22 protein-coding genes are annotated in these 22503 nt (G+C 74.9%); 15 read left to right on the forward strand and 7 right to left on the reverse strand.

Annotated elements, in window-relative coordinates; genetic code table 11:
- Positions 1–10: 10 nt before the first annotated feature.
- The 3 genes from DEH69_RS12205 to DEH69_RS12215 form a co-directional block, all read right to left on the reverse strand.
- On the reverse strand, positions 11–706 hold the full coding sequence (locus tag DEH69_RS12205) for an HAD family hydrolase (RefSeq protein ID WP_113686973.1): 696 nt from the start codon (positions 704–706) through the stop codon (positions 11–13).
- 44 nt (positions 707–750) lie between these two features.
- Positions 751–1692: a M56 family metallopeptidase gene (locus tag DEH69_RS12210; protein ID WP_113686974.1), complete on the reverse strand. Its 942-nt coding sequence runs from the start codon at positions 1690–1692 to the stop codon at positions 751–753.
- Between the two features lie 64 nt (positions 1693–1756).
- Positions 1757–2317 carry a DUF5134 domain-containing protein gene (locus tag DEH69_RS12215; protein WP_113686975.1) on the reverse strand — a complete coding sequence of 187 codons (561 nt, stop codon included), beginning with the start codon at positions 2315–2317 and terminating at the stop codon, positions 1757–1759.
- 92 nt (positions 2318–2409) lie between these two features.
- Here DEH69_RS12215 and DEH69_RS12220 point away from each other — a divergent pair, with 92 nt between their 5' ends.
- Positions 2410–2988: a GNAT family N-acetyltransferase gene (locus DEH69_RS12220; protein ID WP_113686976.1), complete on the forward strand. Its 579-nt coding sequence runs from the start codon at positions 2410–2412 to the stop codon at positions 2986–2988.
- Between the two features lie 19 nt (positions 2989–3007).
- Here DEH69_RS12220 and DEH69_RS12225 read toward each other — a convergent pair whose 3' ends face one another.
- Positions 3008–3688, reverse strand: a complete 681-nt coding sequence (locus DEH69_RS12225; protein ID WP_113686977.1) for a glycerophosphodiester phosphodiesterase family protein — start codon at positions 3686–3688, stop codon at positions 3008–3010.
- Between the two features lie 176 nt (positions 3689–3864).
- Here DEH69_RS12225 and DEH69_RS12230 point away from each other — a divergent pair, with 176 nt between their 5' ends.
- From DEH69_RS12230 to DEH69_RS12240, 3 genes are read left to right on the forward strand one after another with little or no spacing between them, the layout of a single operon-like run.
- Positions 3865–5262: a DUF6421 family protein gene (locus tag DEH69_RS12230; protein WP_113686978.1), complete on the forward strand. Its 1398-nt coding sequence runs from the start codon at positions 3865–3867 to the stop codon at positions 5260–5262.
- A 49-nt stretch (positions 5263–5311) separates the two neighbouring features.
- Positions 5312–6091, forward strand: a complete 780-nt coding sequence (locus tag DEH69_RS12235; RefSeq protein WP_113686979.1) for an SDR family NAD(P)-dependent oxidoreductase — start codon at positions 5312–5314, stop codon at positions 6089–6091.
- Positions 6070–7149, forward strand: coding sequence for a low specificity L-threonine aldolase (locus DEH69_RS12240; RefSeq protein ID WP_113686980.1), 1080 nt, complete (start codon positions 6070–6072; stop codon positions 7147–7149). The genes DEH69_RS12235 and DEH69_RS12240 overlap by 22 nt, the downstream gene beginning before the upstream one ends.
- Positions 7150–7212: 63 nt before the next feature.
- On the opposite strand, the gene DEH69_RS12245 is transcribed toward DEH69_RS12240, so the two are convergent.
- Positions 7213–7932, reverse strand: coding sequence for a 1-acyl-sn-glycerol-3-phosphate acyltransferase (locus DEH69_RS12245; RefSeq protein WP_113686981.1), 720 nt, complete (start codon positions 7930–7932; stop codon positions 7213–7215).
- A gap of 256 nt (positions 7933–8188) precedes the next feature.
- Between DEH69_RS12245 and DEH69_RS12250 the strand changes: the two genes are divergently transcribed.
- The 8 genes from DEH69_RS12250 (at position 8189) to DEH69_RS12285 (ending at position 15451) form a co-directional block, all read left to right on the forward strand.
- Positions 8189–8533, forward strand: a complete 345-nt coding sequence (locus DEH69_RS12250) for a thioredoxin family protein (RefSeq protein WP_113686982.1) — start codon at positions 8189–8191, stop codon at positions 8531–8533.
- Positions 8534–8673: 140 nt separating this feature from the next.
- Positions 8674–9459 carry an electron transfer flavoprotein subunit beta/FixA family protein gene (locus DEH69_RS12255; protein WP_113686983.1) on the forward strand — a complete coding sequence of 262 codons (786 nt, stop codon included), beginning with the start codon at positions 8674–8676 and terminating at the stop codon, positions 9457–9459.
- Positions 9460–9495: 36 nt separating this feature from the next.
- On the forward strand, positions 9496–10458 hold the full coding sequence (locus DEH69_RS12260) for an electron transfer flavoprotein subunit alpha/FixB family protein (protein WP_113686984.1): 963 nt from the start codon (positions 9496–9498) through the stop codon (positions 10456–10458).
- Between the two features lie 122 nt (positions 10459–10580).
- On the forward strand, positions 10581–11885 hold the full coding sequence (locus DEH69_RS12265; protein ID WP_113686985.1) for an aldolase/citrate lyase family protein: 1305 nt from the start codon (positions 10581–10583) through the stop codon (positions 11883–11885).
- 74 nt (positions 11886–11959) lie between these two features.
- A complete protein-coding gene (locus DEH69_RS12270) occupies positions 11960–12925 on the forward strand; it encodes an ROK family protein (protein WP_113686986.1) in 966 nt (321 codons plus the stop codon).
- Positions 12926–12954: 29 nt separating this feature from the next.
- The gene (locus DEH69_RS12275; protein ID WP_113686987.1) at positions 12955–13977 is read left to right on the forward strand and encodes an NUDIX hydrolase; all 1023 of its coding nucleotides are present in this window, start codon (positions 12955–12957) and stop codon (positions 13975–13977) included.
- 103 nt (positions 13978–14080) lie between these two features.
- Positions 14081–14776 carry a class F sortase gene (locus DEH69_RS12280; protein WP_258534622.1) on the forward strand — a complete coding sequence of 232 codons (696 nt, stop codon included), beginning with the start codon at positions 14081–14083 and terminating at the stop codon, positions 14774–14776.
- A 114-nt stretch (positions 14777–14890) separates the two neighbouring features.
- Positions 14891–15451, forward strand: coding sequence for a hypothetical protein (locus DEH69_RS12285; RefSeq protein WP_113686988.1), 561 nt, complete (start codon positions 14891–14893; stop codon positions 15449–15451).
- Positions 15452–15527: 76 nt separating this feature from the next.
- On the opposite strand, the gene DEH69_RS12290 is transcribed toward DEH69_RS12285, so the two are convergent.
- Entirely contained in the window at positions 15528–16895 is a 1368-nt protein-coding gene (locus DEH69_RS12290; RefSeq protein ID WP_113686989.1) for a dipeptidase, read from the reverse strand.
- 164 nt (positions 16896–17059) lie between these two features.
- Between DEH69_RS12290 and DEH69_RS12295 the strand changes: the two genes are divergently transcribed.
- Complete coding sequence (locus DEH69_RS12295; RefSeq protein WP_181727398.1) at positions 17060–18343, forward strand: geranylgeranyl reductase family protein; 1284 nt, start codon at positions 17060–17062, stop codon at positions 18341–18343.
- On the opposite strand, the gene DEH69_RS12300 is transcribed toward DEH69_RS12295, so the two are convergent.
- Entirely contained in the window at positions 18301–19089 is a 789-nt protein-coding gene (locus tag DEH69_RS12300) for an AfsR/SARP family transcriptional regulator (RefSeq protein WP_113686991.1), read from the reverse strand. The genes DEH69_RS12295 and DEH69_RS12300 overlap by 43 nt on opposite strands.
- A 195-nt stretch (positions 19090–19284) precedes the next feature.
- Between DEH69_RS12300 and DEH69_RS12305 the strand changes: the two genes are divergently transcribed.
- Complete coding sequence (locus tag DEH69_RS12305; RefSeq protein ID WP_113686992.1) at positions 19285–21534, forward strand: MMPL family transporter; 2250 nt, start codon at positions 19285–19287, stop codon at positions 21532–21534.
- 49 nt (positions 21535–21583) lie between these two features.
- The coding region (locus tag DEH69_RS12310; protein WP_147255537.1) for a sensor histidine kinase at positions 21584–22503 on the forward strand (920 nt) is incomplete at its 3' end.

Raw genomic sequence — 22503 nt, forward strand, 5'->3', positions numbered from 1 at the left:
TGCCCCGGGCTCAGCCCACCAGCCGCAGCACCGGAAGCAGCCCGTCGGGGCGCTGGTCCACGGGGCGGTGCCGCACCAGGTGCACCGCGCAGCCGATGGCCGCGGCCCCGGCGTCCGCGACCGCGTCGTCCCCGACCATCAGGGCGTGCTCGGGCGCCACCCCCAACGCGTCGCACGCCACCGCGAACAGCCGCGCGTCGGGCTTCTGGATCCCGTGCTCGAACGACAGCGCGTACGTGGCGATCAGGTCGTCGAGGCCGTGTGCGCGGAAGACGGGGCGCACGTCCCAGCCGATGTTGCTCACCACCGCCACCCCGACGTTCCGCCGCGCCAGCTCGCGCAGCACCGGCTCGGCGTCCGGGTAGGGGTGCCAGGCGGCCGGGTCCCAGTGGCGTTCGTACAGCGCGTCGTACAGCTCCGGATAGGGCAGCGGCACCTGATGGGAGAGCGCCACGTACAGGTCGCGGTGGTGGGTGATGTCCCGGTCGCGCTCGTCCCACAGGCCCTGAAGTCCCGGCGGGATCGAACGCGGCGACTGCCCGCCCGGCAGTGCCCCGGCCGACTCCAGCTCGGCCGCGTACCGCGCGACATCCGCGTCGTCGAGCGATCTGCCGGTCATGCGCAGGGCGGCCCGCACCCAGGAGACCGCGGGCTCGACGCGCATGAGGGTTCCCGAGAAGTCGAAGAGGACGGCGTCGATGGGCATGACACGATCCTCCCCCGACCGCCGCTCCCCGTGCCAGCGGGGCGTCAGCCGCCCAGGGCCCGCAGCCCGGGCGCGAACGCGACCAGCAACGGCACCGCGGGCACCAGCGTCGCCAGCGCCGTCAGCCGCAGTCGGCGCGCGGCCGTCAGCCGCTCGCCCGGGGCCAGCAGGCGGTGCACCCGCTGCGGGACCTGCGCGTGGTGGCCCTCGTGCGCGAAGACGCCGCGGTCCTCGTTGAGCCCGACCAGCGCGAGCGCCGTGGTCAGCCGCCCGAAGCGGCGCGACGCGACGTCGTCGGCGGCCAGCTCCACCAGCCGGTGCACCTGCTGCCGGAACGCCTCGAAGACCGGCACCAGGGGAAAGCCGCTGGCCAGCGCGCCCGAGCAGTGCAGCAGCCAGTGGTGCCTGGCCCGCGCGTGGCCCTGCTCGTGCGCGAGCACCGCGTCCAGCTGCCTGCGGTTGAGCCGGCGGAGCGCGCCCGTCGTGATGACCAGGCGGCCGGTGGGCCCGGGCAGCAGCCAGGCGTCAGGGCGTTCGTCCTCAAGCACCACGAGCCGGTCGCCCGCGTCGGCCACCTCCCACGGCAGCCTGGGGGCGCGCGCCAGCAGCTCGGCATGGCGCCTGCGCCGCGCGGCCCGCGCCGCGCGCACCTCGCGGGTCAGCATCACGGCCGTCCACGCCCCGCCGCAGGCCAGCAGCACCGCGACGGCCGCCGCCCAGCTCTGCCCTTCGGGGTGCAGGGCGTAGGCGTCGATCACCTGGCTCGGCGCAGGGGCAAACACCTGGCCGCGCACGCCCTGCCATGCGGCGGCGCTCGACAGCGCCATCGCCAGGACACAGCACAGCAGCACCGCCGCGACGACGCACTGCCATACCCACAGCGCGAGCACCGGCTCGCGATCGGGCCAGGAGACGCGCGCCAGCATCCGCGGCGCCGTCGCCGCGGTGAGCCCGCCGAGCACCAGCAACGTGATGGCGATCACCATGACGCCACCTTAGATCCCGCCCCCGGCGACCGGGAACGGGCGGTCCTCCCACGTGACGGACGCCTCACACCGCGAGCAGCATCGCGAACATCGCCACCGCGAGCGTCATCCTGCACCCCGCGGCGACCTCGGGGAACGCGCCCCCGCGCCCGGTGTCGGCATGACCGGCCGCGCCGTGGCCCCCGCCACCGGCCGCCGGGAGCAGCCGGGGCGCGGTCGCCAGCGCGTACAGCGCGAAGTACGCCAGCAGCGCCCCCGTCAGCAACGGCACGCCCCCCGGCTCATGCCCCGCGTGCCCCGACGCGGGCCCCGCGGTGGCCATGGCCACCGCCATATACACCATCGCCAGCCCCTCCATGACGTGGTGCGCCTGGTGCGCCACCCCCGCGACGAGCAGCGCCGCGGCCCACAGGGCGGTCGCCCCGAACAGCACCGCGAACGCCGCGGGCGGGCGCTCCGGCGCCCCCGGCACGGCCATCGCCGCCATTCCGATGCCCATCACCGCCTCGACGCAGGCAGCCTGCCGCGCCAGCGGCGGCCCCACGCGGGCGCGCACCAGACAGTACCCACCGGTGAGGCCGCACAGCGCGGCCAGCAACCAGCCGACCAGCCCAGGGGTGTACATCGCCCACCTCCCCGCGGAAGTGATGCCCGCGCCGGGGTCGCGATACGGGAGCGCACGGGGGCGTGGGGGAGCGCGCCCGTTACGATGCACGCGTGACGGCGACAACTGGGCTCAGCTTCCGCGCCGCGACCGAGGCCGATGTGCCGGATGTGGTGGCGCTCGTCGAGTCGGCGTACCGCGGCGACGCCAGCCGCGCCGGCTGGACGACCGAGGCGGACATCCTGGACGGCAGGCGTACCGGCGCGGACGAGGTCGCCCCCGCCGTGCTCGACCCCACAGCCCTGCTGCTGCTCGCCGAGAGCGGCGGCGAGCTGGCCGCCTGCTGCCTGGTCTCCCGCGCCCACGAAGGGGCCGAGCAGGCGGCCGCGGGGTCCGAAGCAGCCGGGCCCGCCGCCCACTTCGGGATGTTCGCCGTCCGCCCCGGCCTCCAGGGCTCGGGCCTTGGCCGCCTGGTGCTCGCCGAGGCCGAACGCCGGGCCGCCGCCGAGTGGGGCGCCCGGCGCATGATCCTGGAGGTGATCTCCGTCAGGGACGCGCTGATCGCGTGGTACGAGCGCCGCGGCTACGTCCGCACCGGGCGCGTGAGCCCCTTCCCCTACGGCGACGAGCGCTTCGGCGTCCCGCGCCGCGCGGACCTGGAGTTCGCCGAGCTGGTCAAGCCGCTGGCCTGACGCCCGCGCGCCCCACACCTCACGCCGCCGCGGCGGCGCGCACGATCTCCGGGCTGTCGGTCACCACCCCGTCGAGGCCCAGCTCCCTGGCCCTGGCCAGGTCGGCGTCGGTGTTCACCGTCCAGCTGATCACCGCGAGCCCCGCGGCGTGCGCCCGCGCCACCACCGCCGCGTCGAGCGCCTGGAGCTCGCAGGAGATCATCCCCGCGTCCAGCGCCCGCGCGCGCTCCGGCGCGCTTCCCGTGGACGCGCCGGTCACCAGCGCCATCGCCACCTCGGGCAGCAGCCGCCTGGTCTCGGCCAGCGCCTCGTCGTGGAACGAGATCACCGTCACCCGGCGCCCCAGGCGGCGCTCCTCGATGACGCCCGCCAGCACGCGCGCCGCCGCGGGATCCTTGATCTCGGCCTGGAGCGGGGCGCCCACCGCGTCCACCACCTCCGTGAACAGCGGGACCCGCTCGCCCAGGCCCGCGTCGAGGCCCCGCAGCTCGGCGAGGGTCAGATCGGCGATCGCGCCCGAGCCGTCGGTCGTCCTGTCCACCTCGGCGTCGTGCATCACCACCAGCTCGCCGTCCTTGCTCAGGTGCACGTCGAGCTCGATCACGTCGAGCCCGGCCCGGTCGGCCCGGCAGAAGGACCGCAGGGTGTTCTCTGGCTCGACGGCCATCAGCCCGCGGTGTCCGACAGTCAGCAGCGCCATGCGGTCACCCTAGGCGCCACCGGTGGACGCCCGTTGAACGCCGCCCACCGGGACGCGAACGTTCTCCCGAGGAATCCGCCGACCCCCTCACAGCCGAAGGCCGCTTGCGCGGTTGATCGAAGGATCTTCTCCGGATACCGTGATCCCACGCGAATATCTGCTGTAGAGGAGGGGTCATGACGGAAACTATGGCGTCGATCAGCTCGAACGGCGGCGGTTCGACGGCCACCCCCGTCGTCGCGCATCCCGCCTGGACGGCCCTCAAGGAGGCCGTGGAGACCATCCGCCCGGCGCAGTCGAAGGACGGCTCCGTCGACTTCGCCGCCGAGGGCGCGCCCGACCGGGCCGACCTCGCCCTCGCGGTCGACCGCGCCGTCGCCGCCGTCGACGAGCTGGCCCCCCTGCTGCCGCACGACGCCGCGTACCACCGCGCCCTGATCGCCGACCTGCGCCGCTGGGCCGACGACGGCTTCGCCGTCCCCGACTTCCTCGACTCCCTGCTGGCCTTCCGGCCCACCGCCGCCCGCGCCGACGGCCGCCAGCACCTCGTCGTCTTCCCCATGTACACGCAGAACGGCAACCCCGACCGCAACCTCGAGGCCGTCGTCTTCCGCGTCGTCTGGCCCGGCTGGCTCGCCGAGCTCGAGCGCACCCGCTACGACAACCCCCTGTTCCTCGGCATCACCTTCGAGGACTTCACCGGCGGCTACGACTCCAACTCCGCCGTGCTCTTCCCCGAGACCATCGCCGTGCGCGAGGCCCCCGAGCGCTTCTCCTGGGGTGCCATCTTCTGCGACCGCGAGGCCGCCCGCTTCCGCCGCGTCATCAGTGCGGCCTGCGACGTCACAAGCCTGGAGCTGCCCGACGAGGCGGGCGGGCTGCTCACCGACCAGGAGCGCTGCCAGCAGACGTTCGTGCTGTGGGACCTGATCCACGACCGGACCCACAGCCATGGCGATCTGCCGTTCGACCCGTTCATGATCAAGCAGCGCCAGCCGTTCTGGATGTACGGCCTCGAGGAGCTGCGCTGCGACCTCACCGCCTTCGACGAGGCGGGGCGGCTGGCCGCCGACGGCTACGCCCAGGGCCGCGACGTCCAGTACGCCATCCTGCTCGACCGCCTCTTCCGCTTCCCCGTCACCGGCGAGCGCAACCGGAACTACGACGGGCTCGGCGGCCAGCTCCTGTTCGCCTACCTCCACCAGAACGACGCCCTGCGCTGGCGCGATAACCGCCTGACGATCGACTGGGACCGGGCCCGCGCCACCACCGCGGCGCTGCGCGAGCAGATCGAGACCCTCTACCGCAGGGGCATCGACCGGCCCAAGATCGTCCACTGGCTCAAGGCGTACGAGCTGGTCTCCGCCCACCTCTCCCCGCACCCCGGGTCCCGCTGGGCCAAGGGCCCCGAGGCCCTCGACCTCACCCTGCCGCCGCGCAAGCTGGTCGACGACGTGCTGCCCGACGAGTTCCCGCTGAGCCTGTTCTACGAGGCCCTCGCCAGGAAGCTCCGCGCGGTGATCGCCTCGACCCGGGGCATCACCGCGGCCCCGGCGGCCACCCGGGCCGCGTGATCGCCCGCCGCGCCGCGCGGCATCATGGACGCGTGCAAGGAGACGTTCGATGACCTCAACCACCCCCGCCACGCCACAGGGTTCACGACCGGGAGCGCTCGACGGCGCCGTGGTGGCCGTCGCCGGAGCAGGCGGGCCCGCGGGCCACGCCACCCTGCTGCGGCTCGCCCGGGCCGGCGCCACCGTCGTGGCGGCCGACGCGGACGCCCGGCGCCTCGCGGAGGGCGTGGACGCCGCCCGCCTCGCCCACGGCGGCGCCACCGTCACCGGCGACACCGTGGACCTGCTCGACCCGGCCGCCACCCGCGCGTGGGCGGATCGGACCGAGAAGGAGTATGGCCGCGTCGACGGCCTGGTCCACCTCGTCGGCGGCTGGCGCGGCTCCGCCTCCTTCGCCGAGACCGACCTCGCCGACTGGGACGCGCTGCACGACCTGCTGGTGCGGACCGTGCAGCACACTTCGCTGGCGTTCGAGGCGGCGCTGGCCCGCGGCGGCAACGGGCGGTACGTTCTCGTCTCGGCCGCGGGCGCCAGCCGCCCTACCGCGGGCAACGCCGCCTACGCGGCCGCCAAGGCCGCGGCCGAGGCGTGGACGCTCGCCCTGGCCGACGGCTTCCGCAGGACGGCCCCCGGTGGTCGGCCCGCCGCGGCCGCCACCATCCTGGTGGTCAAGGCGCTGGTCAGCCAGCGCATGCGGGACGAACGCCCCGGCGCCGCGTTCGCCGGGTTTACCGACGTCACCGACCTCGCCGACGAGATCTGCCGCCTGTGGGACAGGCCCACCGAAGACGTGAACGGAACCCGCCAGTGGCTGACCCGCACGCCGTGACGACCGACGCCCACCGCCACCACGACCCGGGGGCCAGGGGCTTCGCCAGCGACAACTACGCGGGCGCCCACCCCGAGATCCTCGCCGCCCTCGCCCTGGCCAACGGCGGCCACCAGTCGTCCTACGGCGCCGACGACTACACCGCCCACCTCCAGGACGTCTTCCGCGCCCACTTCGGCCCCACCGCCGAGACCTATCCGGTGTTCAACGGCACGGGCGCCAACGTCGTCGCGCTCCAGGCCCTCACCGACCGCTGGGGCGCCGTGGTCGCCGCCACCAGCTCCCACATCCACACCGACGAGGGCGGCGCCCCCGAGCGCGTCGGCGGCCTCAAGCTGCTGCCGGTGCCCGCGCCCGAAGGCAAGCTCACGCCCGAGCTGATCGCCCGCGAGGCGTGGGGGTTCGACGACGAGCACCGGGCCACACCCCAGGTCGTCTCGATCACCCAGTCCACCGAGCTCGGCACCGTCTACACCCCCGAGGAGATCCGCGCCATCAGCGACTTCGCCCACGAGCGCGGCATGACCGTGCACCTCGACGGCTCCAGGATCGCCAACGCCGCCGCCGCCTTGGGGCTGCCGATGCGCGCGTTCACCGCCGACGCCGGGGTGGATGTCCTCTCCTTCGGCGGCACCAAGAACGGCATGCTCTTCGGCGAGGCCGTCGTCGTCCTCACCCCCGGCGCCGTCCGGGCCATGCTCAACATCCGCAAGCTCTCCATGCAGCTCGCCTCCAAGATGCGCTTCGTCTCGGTGCAGCTCGAGGCGCTGCTCGCCGGGGACCTCTGGCTGCGCGGGGCCACCCACGCCAACGCCATGGCCCGCCGCCTGGCCGACGGCGCGCGCGATGTCCCCGGCGTCCAAGTGCTCCACCCGGTCCAGGCGAACGCCGTCTTCGCCCGCCTCCCGTACGACGCCGCCGAGCGGCTGCGCAAGCGCCACCGCTTCTACTTCTGGGACGAGGCGGCGGGCGACGTCCGCTGGATGTGCGCCTTCGACACCACGAAGGGGGACGTCGACGCCTTCCTGGCCGCGCTGCGCGAGGAGATGGCGCGCTGAGAGCGACGGGGGCGCGGTGCCCGTGGCGCGCGCCCCCGGGGAGGCCGCGCCGCCCCGCGGGCGTCAGGGCGCCTGGGCCGCCGGGGGAGCGGGGGCCGTGCCGCCCAGGTGCGCGGGCAGCCACCATGTGTCGTCCGGGCCCTTGGGCTTGCCCGGATAGGCGCGCTGGGCCGCCTCGAGAAGCTCCTGGACGCGCTCGCGCAGCCGTTCCGTGACGGACACCGCGGACTCGTCCTCGCCGACCGGCATCGGCTCGCCCACCCGTATGGTGATCGGCAGATGGTTCCGCCGCAGGTCGCGCTTGCGCCCCTTGGTCCACAGCCGCTGGGTGCCCCACAGCGCCACAGGCAGCACCGGCACCCCGGCCTGCTGCGCCATGCGCGCCGCGCCCGACTTGAACTTCTTGAGCGTGAACGAGGGGGAGATGGTCGCCTCGGGGAAGACGCCCACGATCTCGCCGGAGCGCAGCGCCGACACCGCCTTGCGGTACGCCTCCTCGCCCTGCGCCCGGTCCACCGGTATGTGCTTCATGGCCCGCATCAGCGGCCCCGACACCCGGTGCCTGAACACCGACTCCTTCGCCATGAACCGCACCAGCCGCCGCGCGGGCCGCGCCGCGAACCCCGCGAAGACGAAGTCGAGATACCCGATGTGGTTGCTCGCCAGCACGGCGCCGCCGCGGCGCGGCACATGCTCGCAGCCGGCGATGTCGAAGCGCAGGTCGAGCGCCTTGAACATCGTCCGCGCCGTCGCGATGACCGGCGGGTACACGAGTTCTGCCATGGGGGTCCTTCTTCCGAGCGGTGGGAACCTACGCTCCCGTAACTTACGGCGGTGCCCGATCGTGCCCGAAAGTGTCGGCGAACACCACCCCTCTCGCTTCCGCACTCCGGCGTACGCCCCCCACGAGCCGCGGGGAATGCGACCGTTGGGGAAGGCGCTGCATCAAGGGGCGCACGGGAACGGCGCGAAACCCCACGCGCGGCGCGAACGGCGCACACGGCGCACACGGCGTGAACTCGGCGAAACGGAGTCGGCGATGGAAGCAACGCGGCGGCCCCGCCGCCTCACCGCGGCGGACCTCGGCGCCGAACGCCTCGGCGCCCGCGCCACGCTGGTGCACTTCTCCAGCGCCTTCTGCCAGCCCTGCCGCGCCACCCGCCGCGTCCTGGCCGGCGCGGCGGGCCTGGTGGACGGCGTCGCGCATCTGGAGATCGACGCGGAGTCCAGGCTCGACCTCGTCCGCGCCCTCGGCGTGGCCCGGACACCCACGGTGCTGGTCCTCGACGCCTCCGGACATGTGGTAAGGCGGGCCGAGGGGCAGCCCCGAACCGCGGATGTGCTGGTGGCGTTGGGCCACGCGGTCACCGAGGAGGCGCCGTAGGGACCCGCCCGGTGCGCGTAGTCAACGTCACAGTGAGACATCCTTGCCTGTGGGGGATACCCTGGGTGTACTGACGAGTAACTATTCGGGTGATCTTCCGAGTGCCCCGTGTGCGGACCGACAGCAGTAGGAGAGCCGGCGTGAGCTTGAAGATCGTTGTCTGTGTGAAGTACGTCCCCGACGCCGCCGGGGACCGGCGCTTCGCCGGGGACCTGACCACTGACCGGGACGCCGCGGACGGATTGCTGTCGGAGCTGGACGAGTACGCCGTCGAGCAGGCCCTGGTGATCGCCGAGGCGGCGGACGACGCCGAGGTCACGGTGCTGACCGTCGGCCCCGACGACGCCACCGACGCGCTGCGCAAGGCCCTGTCCATGGGCGCCGACAAGGCCGTCCACGTCACCGACGACGACCTGCACGGCACCGACGTGATGGGCACGTCCCTGGTGCTGGCCAAGGCCGTCGAGCACATCGGCTACGACCTGGTGCTGTGCGGCATGGCGTCCACCGACGGCTCGATGGGCGTGCTGCCCGCCATCCTCGCCGAGCGCCTCGAAGTCCCGCAGGTGACGCTGCTCTCGGAGGTCTCCGTGGCCGACGGCACGGTCACCGGGCGCAGGGACGGCGACGCCGCGAGCGAGCGCCTTGAGGCGTCGCTGCCCGCGGTCGTGTCCGTCACCGACCAGTCGGGGGAGGCGCGTTACCCCTCCTTCAAGGGCATCATGGCCGCCAAGAAGAAGCCGTTGGAGACGCTCGACCTGGAGGATCTGGACATCGACGCCGAGCGGGTCGGCCTCGCCGGGGCGTGGACCGTGGTCGAGTCCGCCACCGAGCGCCCGGCGCGCACCGCAGGACAGGTCGTCACCGACGAGGGCGACGGCGCCAAGCAGCTGGCGGCCTTCCTCGCCGAGCGCAAGTTCATCTGACCCGCCCGTCCCGTCTCGCTGGAGAGCACTGTTCCCATGGCTGAAGTCCTTGTCCACGTCGACCACGCCGACGGCGACGTCCGCAAGCCCACCCTCGAGCTCCTCACCCTCGCCCGCCGCCTCGGCGACCCCGTCGCCGTGCACCTCGGCCCAGGGGCCGACCGGGCCGCGCCCGTGCTGGCCGAGTACGGCGCAGTCCGCGTCCTGACCGCCGACGCCCCCGAGTTCGCCGACTACCTGGTTGCGCCCAAGGTCGACGCCCTGCGCGCCGCCGTCGACGCCGTCTCCCCGGTCGCCGTGCTGCTGGCCTCGTCCGCCGAGGCCAAGGAGATCGCCGCGCGCCTGGCCGTCAGGACCGGCTCGGGGCTCATCACCGACGCGGTCGACCTCGCCGCGGGCGACGAGGGCCCGGTGGCCACCCAGTCGGTCTTCGCCGCCGAGTACACCACCACCTCACGCGTCACCCACGGCACCCCGGTCATCACCGTCAAGCCCAACTCCGCGGCCCCCGAGGCCGCCCCGGCCGCGGGCGCCGTCGAGGAGCTGTCGTTCACCCTCGGCCCGCTGGCCACCGGCACCAGGGTCGTCTCCCGCGAGGCCCGCGAGTCCACCGGGCGCCCCGACCTCACCGAGGCCGCCATCGTGGTCTCCGGCGGCCGCGGGGTGAACGGCGCGGAGAACTTCGGGCTGATCGAGGCCCTCGCCGACTCCCTCGGCGCCGCCGTCGGCGCCTCACGCGCCGCGGTGGACGCCGGCTGGTACCCCCACTCCCACCAGGTGGGCCAGACCGGCAAGACGGTCTCCCCGCAGCTGTACATCGCGGCGGGCATCTCGGGCGCCATCCAGCACCGTGCGGGCATGCAGACCTCCAAGACCATCGTCGCGGTCAACAAGGACGCCGAGGCCCCCATCTTCGAGCTGGCCGACTACGGCGTGGTCGGCGACCTCTTCACGGTGGTCCCCGCCCTGACCGACGAGGTCAACGCCCGTAAGTCATGAAAGTCCAGTAAGACCCGTAAGGTCTGAAAGTCCTGACCCTCACGACCGGCGCGCCCCCGCCCACCCACCGGGCGGGGGCGTGCCCCCACGCGCGCGGCACGCTCGACCGACGAAAGGGCGCCATGGGACGGCAGGAGCAGCACCCACCACCCGACCGCGCGGCCACCAGCCTCGCCCCCGACGTCACCGCGGCCATCGGCGCCTCGCTCGCCGATGTCGACGCCGACCTCGCCCGCCGCTACCCCGGCGACCCCACCACCCGCCAGCCGGTGCACACCGTCTACGTCCCCGCCCACCGCCTCGCCCCCGACACCCCCCGCGCCTGGGGCGCCGACGCCCTCGCGCTGCTCGCGGCGCACGCCCCCGACGCCACCGCGTTCGGCGGCCTCATCGGCCTCCCCGAGCCGCTCGCCACCGCCGTCCACGGCCGCGTCGTCGACAAGCTGGCCCGCGAGCCCGTCGAGGACCTCAGGATCGACTTCGAGGACGGCTACGGCCACCGCCCCGACGCCGAGGAGGACGCCGCCGCCACCCGCGCCGCCCGCCTGGTCGCCGAGGCCGTCGCCGACGGCACCGCGCCCCCGTTCGTCGGCATCCGCATGAAGTGCCTCGAAGCCCCCGTCCGCGACCGAGGCATCCGCACCCTCGACCTCTTCCTCACCGCCCTGCTGGCCGCCGGGCCCCTGCCCGCCGGGCTGCGCGTCACCCTGCCCAAGGTCGGCTACGCCCGGCAGGTCGCCGCGATGGCCGCGCTGTGCGGCGCGTTCGAACGCGCCGCCCGCCTGCCGTCCGGCACTCTCACGTTCGAGATCCAGATCGAGACCACCCAGGCCATCCTCGGCGCCGACGGCCGCGCCACCGTCGCCCGCATGATCGACGCCGCCGACGGCCGGGTCACCGGGCTGCACTACGGAACGTTCGACTACAGCGCCGCCTGCCGGATCTCCGCCGCCCACCAGGCGCCCGACCACCCCGCCGCCGACCACGCCAAGGCCGTCATGCAGGTCGCCGCCGCCGGCACCGGCGTCGCCCTCTCCGACGGCTCGACCAACGTCCTGCCCACCGGCCCCACCGCCCGCGTCCACCGCGCCTGGCGGATCCATCACGGCCTGGTGCGGCGCGCGCTGGTCCGCGGATACCACCAGGGCTGGGACATGCACCCCGGCCATCTGCCCACGCGCTACGCCGCCGTCTACGCCTTCTACCGCGAGGGCCTGCCCGACGCCGCCTCCCGCCTGGCCGCCTATGCCGCGGGGGCCACCGGAGGCGGCGTCCTCGACGAGCCCGCCACCGCCCGCGCGCTCGGGGGCTTCCTGCTGCGCGGCCTCGACTGCGGCGCCCTCGACCGCGACGAGGTGACGCGCCTGACCGGCCTCGACCTCCACCGGATCGCGGGCCTCGCGGGCCGCGGCGCCCCCGGGCGGTGACCGCCGCGTGACCGCTCGCACACCCGTCGGAACAGACTGGACAACCCGCCCACCACGGACCAGGCTTTCCGCACATGACCACTGATCTTGTCGCCGCCGTCGACATCGGAGGCACCAAAATCGCCGGGGCCCTCGTGGACGGCACGGGCGATCTCCTCCACCGCGTTCAACTCCCCACCCCCGCGGGGGAGTCGGCGGACCGCGTCATGGCGGCCCTCACCACGGTGCTCGGCGGGCTCACCCGGCACGCGTCGTGGTCGCGCGTCGCCGCCGTCGGCATCGGCAGCGCGGGCCCGGTCGACGCCCGCACCGGCACCGTCAGCCCCGTCAACATCCCCGGCTGGCGCGACTTCCCGCTCGTCGAGGGCGTCCGCGCGACCACGGGCGAGCTGCCCGTCACCCTGGTCGGCGACGGCGCCGCCATCGCCGCGGGCGAGCACTGGCGCGGCGCCGCCCGCGGCCGTTCCAACGTCCTGTGCATGGTCGTCTCCACCGGCGTCGGCGGCGGCCTCGTCACCGACGGCAGGCTCCGCCCCGGCCCCACGGGCAACGCTGGCCACATCGGCCACATCAGCGTCGACTTCAACGGCGACCTCTGCCCCTGCGGCGGCCGCGGCTGCGTCGAGCGCATCGCCTCGGGCACCAACATCGCCCGCTACGCCCTGGCCGCGGGCTGGCGCCCCGCCGACCCCGAGGGCGACACCACCGCCGCGGGCGTCGCGGTGGCCGCCCGCGAGGGCCACCCCATAGCCCTGGAGGCGTTCGACCGCTCGGCGCGCGCCCTGGCCGCGGGCATCGCCGCGACCGCCACGCTGATCGAGATCGAGACCGTGGTGATCGGCGGGGGAGTGAGCCAGTCGGGCGAGGTGCTGTTCGGGCCGCTGCGCCGCGCGCTGCGCGAGTACGCCACGCTGCCGTTCGTGCGCACCATCGAGGTGGTCCCCGCCCAGCTCGGGACCGACGCGGGCCTGGTCGGCGCGGCGGCCGCCTGCTGGAGCGACCCTGGCACGTTTTTGGCAGTGGGTGCAGCGGGCAACTGACCCTGGGGGGCGACAAGGAGGGGGATCTCGTGATCATCTGGCTCAACGGGGCGTTCGGGGCCGGCAAGACCACCGCGGCCCGCGAGCTGCTCCACCTGCTGCCGGGCAGCACGCTCTACGACCCCCAGCTGGTGGCGGACGGGCTGCGGCAGGCGCTGCCCAAGGAGCGGCTGGCCCAGGTGGACGACGTGCAGGACCTCCCCGCCTGGCGCCGCCTGGTGGTGGACACCGCCGTCGCCCTGCTCTCCGAGCTGCCGGGGCCGCTGATAGCGCCGATGTCACTGCTGTGCCAGGAGCACCGCGACGAGATCTTCGGCGGCCTCGCGGCCCACGGGATCCGGGTGCAGCACTTCCTGCTTGCCGTTGAAGAAGCGTTCCTCCGTAGAAGGATCGAGCTGCGCGCGGCGGAGGACGGCGACGCGGCGCGCGGCCGGTGTCTGAGCCACCTGCCGCAGTACACCGCCGCGCTGCCCTGGCTCACGTCCGACGCGTACACCGTCGAGACCTCCCGGCTCACCCCGCGGCAGACCGCCGAGGCGCTGGCCGAGGGCGTCCGGCGAGGCGAGGGCCGCTGCGAGATCGTGCAGACCCCCGCGCCCAACGGCCAGACCCTCGCGGCGGGTGTGCTGTTCTTCGACGACCACGACCGGGTGCTGCTGGTCGACCCGACCTACAAGCCCGGCTGGGAGTTCCCCGGTGGCGTCGTCGAGGACGGGGAGCCGCCCGCCCGCGCGGCCATCCGCGAGGTGGCCGAGGAGCTGGGCCTGCGGCTGCCGCGCGAGCCCGCGCTGCTGATCGTGGACTGGGAGCCGCCCAGGCCGCCGCGGTTCGGCGGGCTGCGCCTGCTGTTCGACGGCGGCCGGCTCGAGGCGGACCGCATGAGGGAGGTGCTGCTGCCGGGCGCGGAGCTGCGCGCGTGGCGTTTCGCCGCCGAGGACGAGGCCGAACGGCTGCTGTCGCCCGGCCGGTTCGCCCGGCTCCGCTGGGCGCTGCGGGCTCGTGCCGAGGGCCGCGCGCTCAACCTGGAGGCGGGCGTCCCGGTCGGCGTCTGACCCGGTGGGGCGCCGTTCCGCCGAATCGCGCGGCGCCCCCCGCGGTCTTAGCGTGGTGCCGATGGCCCCGGATCGGGGAGGACCTCCCGGAGCGGTGACCGCGATGCGCCTGCCGGAGTACATACCGGATCACGATCCCCACCGCGCCGATCCCAGCGAGGACGGCGCGGGCTGGGGCCGCAGGGCCGCCCTCGCGTCGATGGCGTGCGTCGTGGCCCTCGGCGTCACGATCATGATCGCGGGCACCGAGGGCCGGACGGGCCCGCCGCCGCAGCCGCCGGGTGAGCGCCGCGCCGCGCAGGCGTCGCCTGGGCGGGCGCCGTCGGGCGAGGCCGTCCCCGCGCTGCCGCCCGCCGTGCCGACGTGGGTCTCCATCCCTTCGATCGCGGTCGAGGCCCCGCTGACCGGCGTCGGCCTCGACCAGGACGGCTGGCTCGAGGCGCCGCCGCAGGAGATCCAGAACCTCGCGGGCTGGCTCCAGGACGCCCCGTCGCCCGGCACCCCTGGCACCGCCGTCGTCGTCGGACACGTGGACAACGCCGCGGGCCCCGCCGTCTTCTACGGCCTGGGCGCGCTGAGCGTCGGCGCGGGCGTCGAGGTGATCCGCGAGGACGGGACGGCGGCGCGCTTCAGCGTCTACGACGTGGCGGTCTTCGACAAGGAGAGCCTGCCGGAGTACGTCTACGAGGACACCGGCCGCCCCGAGCTGCGCCTGATCACGTGCGGCGGCAGCTTCTCGCAGGACTCGGGCTACCAGGACAACGTCGTGGTCTTCGCCCACATGACCGGCTCGGCGTGACGCGAACGGCCCCGCAGCGTAACCCATATGTCCCTTCCGGAGGGTTGTGTGACCTCTCGTCTGCTTACGGTCGCTTCGCGGGGTGACGCGCACATCCGACGAAGGAGCCTTCCGATGAGCAGACCGCGAACCGCACTGGCCGCCGCCGGGCTGAGTGCGACGTTCTTCACCGTGGGGGCGCCCGCCGCGCTCGCCCACGCACCGGCCCAGGGCGACGACGTGTCCTTCGGCTTCAGCGTCTCCCCGGCCGCCGTCAGGCCCGGCGGGGCCGTGGACCTGACCGTGACCAACTGCACCCGCTTCGAGGCGACGGCCGAGTCCGCCGTCTTCGACGAGGTGGTGCTCGGCACGCCGGGCCAGCTCCAGAGCGCCAGGACGACCGTGGACGCCGACGCGCGGGTCGGCGCGGAGTTCGACGTGACGTTCACCTGCGGCCCCGAGACCGGCACCGCCACCCTGACCATCCTGGCCGCCACGACCTCGCCAAGCCCCACCCCGACCGTCACCACCACCGCCAGCTCCACCGCCTCCCCGACCCGCGGTGCCCAGGCTGGCGTCGGCGGCAGCCAGGACGACGGCGGCGACAGCATGCTGTGGGCGGGCGCCGGGCTCACCGCGGCCGCCGTCTCCGGCGGCGTCGTGCTGGCCCGCCGCCGCGCGGGGCGCCACCGCTGAACCGGCCACCGGCCACCGGCCCGCCAGGGCCCCCGCGGCGACCACCGCGGGGGCCTCGCCCGGCGCCGCGCGGGCCTCAGCCCCGCGCTGCGGCCGCGTACCGCTGGAGGAACAACGCCTCCGCCACGGCCATCCGCTCCAACTCCTCGGGCGACACGCTCTCGTCCACCGCGTGGATCCTGGCGGCCGGGTCGCTCAGGCCGATCAGCAGCAGCTCCGCCTTCGGATAGAGCGTCGCCAGCGTGTGGGTCAACGGGATCGAGCCGCCCTGCCCCACCACCGCCATCTCCGTCCCGTCGTACGCCTCCCGCATCGCCGCGGCCATCGACGCGTACGCCGGGCTCGTGGTGTCCGCGCGGAACGGCTGTCCCTCGCCCACCGCGTCGACCGTGACCCGCGCGCCCCACGGCGCGCGCCGCCGAAGGTGCGCCGCGAGCAGCGAGGCCGCCTCGTCCGTGTCCACGCCGGGCGGCACCCGCAGGCTCACCAGCGCCCGCGCGCTCGCCTGCACCGAAGGCGTCGCGCCCACCACGGGCGGGCAGTCGATGCCGAGCACCGTCGCCGACGGGCGCGCCCACACCCGGTCCGCGACCGCGCCCGAGCCGATCAGCCCGACCCCGTCGAGCACCCTGGCGTCCTCGCGGAACCTCTCCTCCGGGTACGCGGTGCCCCGCCAGACCCCGTCCGAGGCCAGCCCGTCCACCGTCGTCGAGCCGTCATCGGCGTGCAGCGACCCCAGGATCCGCACCAGCGCCGCCAGCGCGTCGGGCGCCGCGCCGCCGAACTGGCCCGAGTGCAGGTTCCCCGCGAGCGTCTCCACCGTGACCCGTACCGCCACCATGCCGCGCAGCATCGCCGTCACCGTGGGCTGCCCGGCCCTGACGTTGCCGGTGTCGCCGATCACCACGGCGTCCGCGGCGAGCAGTTCGGGGTGCTGCTCGGCATAGCGCTCAAGGCCGCCCGTGCCCTGCTCCTCCGAGCCCTCCACGACCACCTTCACGCCGACCGGCACGCCCCCGGCGGCCCGCAGCGCGAGCAGGTGCATGAGCACGCCGCCCTTGCAGTCGGCCGCGCCCCGCCCGTACCAGCGCCCTTCCCGCTCGGTCAGCTCGAACGGCGGCGACGTCCACGCCGCCACGTCGAGCGGCGGCTGCACGTCGTAGTGCGCGTACAGCAGAACGGTGGGTGCGCCCGCGGGGGCGGGCAGGTGGCCGTACACCGACGTGGTGCCGTCCGGCGTCTCGAGCAGGGTCACCTCACCGAAGCCCTCGCGCTCCAGCGCGGCGGCCACCCACCGCGCCGCCGCCTCGCACTCGCTGGGCGGGAACTGCTCGGGATCGGCGACGGAGCGGAACGCCACCAGCTCGGCCAGCTCGTCCCTGGCCCCCGGCATGAGGGCGGCGACGGCGGCGGAGACGGCGGCGTGCTCGGGACTGTGCTCCATGGGAACGCTCCTCACGGGTGCGCCCGAGGGACACACCTGCGACATCTGTACGAAAGCCTGGGAATGCCGCCGATCATCCCACAGCCAGGCCGCCCCACCCCGGCGAACTAGGATGCCCTGCGGTGACCGAAACGTAAGGACGCAGCGGGGAGCGGCAGCAGATCGTGAGTGACGAGAACGAAGCCGGGGCCGAAACGGTGTGGGACGTGGTGGTGGTGGGGGCGGGCCCCGGTGGGGCGTCGGCCGCCCGCGCCGTGGCGGAGGCCGGCCGCCGGGTGCTGCTGCTGGAGAAGGCGGAGCTGCCGCGCTACAAGACGTGCGGCGGCGGCATCATCGGACCCACGCGGGACGCGCTGCCCCCCGCCTTCGAGCTGCCGCTGCGCGACCGCGTGCACGCCGTGACGTTCTCCCTCAACGGCCGCATGGCCCGCACCCGCCGCTCCAAGCGGATGCTCTTCGGCCTGGTGAACCGCCCCGAGTTCGACCAGCGCCTGGTCGAGGCCGCCGTCAAGGCCGGGGCCGAGCTGCGCACCAAGGCCACCGTCTCGCGCGTCGAGCAGCACGGCCCCGCCGTCCCCGACCGGCGTACCGTCGCGGTGGTGCTCTCGTCGGGGGAGACGCTGCTGGCCCGCGCCGTGGTCGGCGCCGACGGCAGCGCCAGCCGCATAGGCGCCCATGTCGGGGTGCGGCTCGACCAGGTGGATCTCGGCCTCGAGGCCGAGATCCCGGTGCCCCACGAGGTGGCCGCTGACTGGAAGGGCAGGGTGCTGATCGACTGGGGCCCGCTGCCCGGCTCCTACGGCTGGGTCTTCCCCAAGGGCGACACCCTGACCGTCGGCGTGATCTCCGCCCGCGGCGACGGGGCGGCGACCAAGCGCTACCTGGAGGACTTCACCGCCCGCCTGGGCCTGGCGGGCTTCGAGCCCTCCGTCTCCTCCGGGCACCTCACCCGCTGCCGCACCGACGACTCGCCGCTCTCCCGCGGCCGGGTCCTGGTGTGCGGGGACGCGGCCGGGCTGCTCGAGCCGTGGACGCGCGAGGGCATCTCGTTCGCCCTGCGCTCGGGGCGGCTCGCGGGCCAGTGGGCCGTGCGCATCGCCGAGGCGGGAGACGCGGTGGACGCCCGCCGCCAGGCGCTCAACTACACGTTCGCCGTCAAGTCGGGGCTCGGCGTCGAGATGGGCGTGGGCCGCCGCCTGCTGGCCGCGTTCGCCCAGCGCCCCGGCCTGGTGCACACCGCGATGATCGGCTTCCGCCCCGCGTGGGTGGCGTTCACCCGCGTCACCCGCGGCTCCACCACCCTGGCCGGGCTCGTCCGCACCCACCCGGCCGCCCGCCGGGCGCTCGCGGTGCTCGACCGGCAGCAGGCGGGCGGCAAACGGCCCGCGGCCAAGGACGCGGAGCCTCAGGAGGCCAGCACCGACTCCGGCAGCAGCGCCGGGTCCTGACGCAGCATCCGCTCGTGGAGGGCGCGCAGCGCCGGACCCGGGTCGGAGCCCATCTCCTCCGCGATCCGCCGCCGCGCGTCCTCGAACGCCACGAGCGCGTCCGTCGCCTGCCCGCTGCGGTAGAGCGCCAGCATCAGCAGCCCCACCAGCCGCTCCCGCAACGGGTGCCGCGCGACCTGCCGCACCAGCTCGTGCACGCACTCGTGGTAACGCCCCAGATCCAGCTGGCCCTCGAGGCGCGCCTCCAGCACCATCAGCCGCTTCTCGGCCCAGCGCAGCCGCTCCGCCGCCAGGAACGGGCCCGCCAGGCCCTCGGCGAACTCCCCGCGCCACAGCGCCTCCGCGCGCCCCGCGAGCTCCAGCGCGCGCCCCCCGTCGCCGCCGTCCCTGGCCGCGACCGCCTGCGCCAGCAGCGCGCGCCGCTCGGCCAGATCCGCGATCACCGCGCCGCTTAGCACATACCCGCTGCCGGTCCACCGCAGCTCGGGCCCCGAACCGCCGGGCGCCGCGCCCGCGCACGCGCGCCGCAGCCCCGAGACGTACTTCTGCACGAGGTTGCGCACCTGGGCGGGCGGCCGCTCGCCCCAGACGGCGTCCACCAGGGCCGGGTAGGTCATCGGCCGCCCCTCCTGGAGCAGCAGCACCGCGAGCACCGCCCGCTGCCGCGGCGCCCCGAGCGGCACCTCACCCTCGGGCCCAAGCGCCCGCAACGGTCCAAGCAGCTCGAATCGCAACCCCTCGCCCATGCGTCGAGGTTAACCCGTCGGCGCGGCGTTCCAGCGGTCGTTCCCGTGAGCGTTCCAGCGCGCGGTCAGCGCCCCGCGTCAGCGTGGCCCTGACCGGGCCCGCGGGACCTTGAGACGGGACCTTGAGACGGGACCTTGAGACGGAACCTGGCGCGGGACCCGGTGCGGGACCTCAGGGGAGAAGGGAACGACTTCATGGCACGGCGTAACGACGCGGGCCGCGGGCCGCTGATCCGGCTCGGCCGCCTGGTGGCGCGGCGCGGCGGCGCGATCCTGCTGGCCGCCGCCGCGACCCTGCTGGGCCTCGGCGCCTACGGGGCCGGGGCGCAGGCGGACCTGGACCTCGCGCGCTGGGACGCGCCGGGCACCGAGTCGGTGCGGGCCCAGGAGGTGCTGCGCGAGGAGTTCGGCACGGGCAACCCCAACCTGGCGCTCCTGGTGACCGCCGAGGGCGGCGACGTCGACGACCCGGCGGTCGCCGCCGCGGGCCGCGACCTGGCCGACGAGCTGGCCGGGCACCCCATGGTCAGCGACGTGTCCTCCTACTGGGACGGCGGCGACCCGGCGCTGCGCTCCAGCGGCGGCGAACGCGCCCTGATCCTGGCCCGCCTGGAGGGCAGCGCGACCGAGACCCGCGCCGAGCTGGCCGACCTGTCGCCGGAACTGGCCCGTGACAGCCCGCGGATCAGCGTCACTGTGGGCGGTCAGGAAGAGGTGTCACGGCAGATCGGCGAACAGGCCGCCAGGGACTTCCTGACCGCCGAGGCGATCGTCCTGCCGTCCGTCGTGCTGCTGCTGATCCTGGTCTACCGGCGCACCGTCGCCGCGCTGCTGACCGTCGGCGTCGGGCTGTTCTCCGTGCTCGGCACGATGGCCGGGCTGCGGCTGCTCGCGCAGTTCACCGAGGTGTCCACCTTCGCCGCCAACCTCGCGCTGGTCCTGGGACTCGGCCTGGGCATCGACTACAGCCTGTTCCTCATCAACCGCTACCGCGAGGAACGCGCCGCGGGCCGCGCCGTCGACGAGGCCGTCGCGCACGCCGTGCCCGCGGCCGGACGCACCATCGTCTTCAGCGGCGTCACCGTCGCCGTATCGCTGAGCACGCTGCTGGTCTTCCCGTTCTTCTTCCTCAGCTCCTTCGCCTACGCGGGCATCCTGGTCGTCGCCACGGCCGTCGCCGGCGCCGTCGTCGTGCTGCCCGCCGCGCTCGTCCGCTGGGGCCACCGCGTCGACCGCCCGGCCACCGGGGCGCCCGGCCGCTTCTGGCACCGCATGGCGCTCGGCGTGATGCGCCGCCCGGTGCTCACCGGCACCGCCGCGCTCGCCGTGCTGCTTTTCCTGGCTTCCCCGCTGCTCGGCCTGCGCCTCGGCCTGCCCGACCAGCGCACCCTCCCCGAGGGCACATCGAGCCGCGTCGCCTCCGAGGAGATCCGCGAGAACTTCGCCGCCGAGCCCACCGACACGGTCTTCGTCGTCACCGAGGGAGCGTCCGACCCCGCCGCCACCGCCGAACGGGCCGCCGCCCTCTCCCGCGTCGAGGGCGTCTTCCACGTCATCTCCCCCGAGGGCATCCACCGGGACGGTCGGCGCGTCGGCCCGGCCCCCGCGTCCGCGGGGAAGATGACCGCCGACGGCACCACCCGCCTCTCGGTGGTGCCCACCCAGGACGCCATGGACGGCGACGTGCCCGGCCTGGTCGCCGACATCCGCGCCGTGCCCGCCCCCGAGGGCACCCTGGTCGGCGGCTACCCGGCCGAGACGACCGACTTCCGCGCCACCCTGCTCGACCGCGTTCCGCTGGTGGCCGCGCTGATCCTGCTGATCACGTGCGGCGTCCTGTTCCTGATGACCGGAAGCGTGCTGCTGCCCGTCAAGGCCACGGTGCTCAACCTCCTGAGCCTCTCGGTGATGTTCGGCGCCCTGGTGTGGGTCTTCCAGGACGGCAACCTCTCCGGCGTCCTCGGCTTCACCCCCACGGGATCGATCGAGCCCAGCATCCCGATGCTGATGTTCTGCGTCACCTACGGCCTGTCGATGGACTACGAGGTGTTCCTGCTGGCCCGCGTCAAGGAGGAGTACGACCGCACCGGCGACACCCGCGCCGCCGTGGCCGCGGCGATCGGCCGCACCGCGCCCCTGATCACCGCCGCCGCGGGCATCCTGGTGCTGACCTTCGCCACCTACGCCACCAGCGGCGTCGTCTTCCTCAAGGAGCTGGGCATCGGAACGGCGCTGGTCATCCTCGCCGACGCCACCTTGATCCGCATGGTGCTGCTGCCGGTCTCCATGCGCCTGGCCGGGCGCGGCAATTGGTGGGCCCCGCGCCCCCTGCGCCGCCTGCACGCCAGGATCGGCCTCGCCGAGAGCCCGGCCCCCGCGCCCGAAGGCCCCGGAGGCCCCGGAGAACGCGGGGACGCCGTACTGCCGAGGGAGTACGCGGGATGACCACGCGCGGCTGACGCGGCCACCCGCCCCGCCGACTAGCGTGACCGCCATGACCGCACCTCCCACCGGGGCGGGCCGCCATCACGGCCCGCCCTGGCAGCGCTGGCTCGCCGACCCGCCCCCCGCGGCCAGGCTCCCGTGGCTGTCGACCCTCGCGGTCCTGCTCCTCCAGTTCGCCGGCTCGCACGTCGCCGCCGTCAACCAGCCCGAGCGCCTCGACCTCGACGTCCTCTCCCGCGCCCTGCTGGTCCTCGGCCCCGCGCTGCTGCTCCTGCGCCACCGCGCCCCCGCCCACGTCGCCGTCGCCACCGCCGCGATCGCGCTGCTCTACCTCTCCCTCGGCTACCCGTACGGGCCGGTGTTCCTGAGCGTCGTGGTGGGGGCGTTCGGCGCCGTCGTCGCCGGGCACCGCCGGGCCGCCTGGTGCGCCATGGGCCTGCTGTGGGCCGGGCACCTGGCCGTCGGGCACTGGCTGTACCGCTGGCTGCCGCCCGAAGGGGACACCGCCCGCGGCTGGGGCCTCGACGGCGGCCTCGCCGCCTGGGCCGTGGCGGTGCTCGCCGTCTCCGAGCTGGTCCGCGTCCGCCGCGAGCAGCTGGCCAGGGAACGGGCCGCCCGCCGCGAGGCCGAACGCCGCCGCGCCGACGAGGAACGGCTGCGCATCGCCCGCGAGCTGCACGACGTGCTCGCCCACAGCATCTCGGTGATCAACGTCCAGGCGGGCGTCGGCCTCGCCCTGCTCGACTCCGACCCCGAACAGGCCCGCACCGCCCTGACCACCATCAAGTCCGCGAGCAAGGAGGCCCTGGGCGAGGTGCGCCAGGTCCTCGACGCCCTGCGCGCCCCGGGCGCCGCGCCCCGCGCGCCCGCGCCGGGGCTCGACCGGCTGCCCGAGCTGGCCGAACAGGCGGGCCGCGCGGGCCTGTCGGTCGCCACCGAGACGCGGGGGAGACCCGCACCGCTGCCCCC

This window comes from Streptomyces sp. PT12 (assembly GCF_003311645.1).
Taxonomy (GTDB): domain Bacteria; phylum Actinomycetota; class Actinomycetes; order Streptomycetales; family Streptomycetaceae; genus Streptomyces.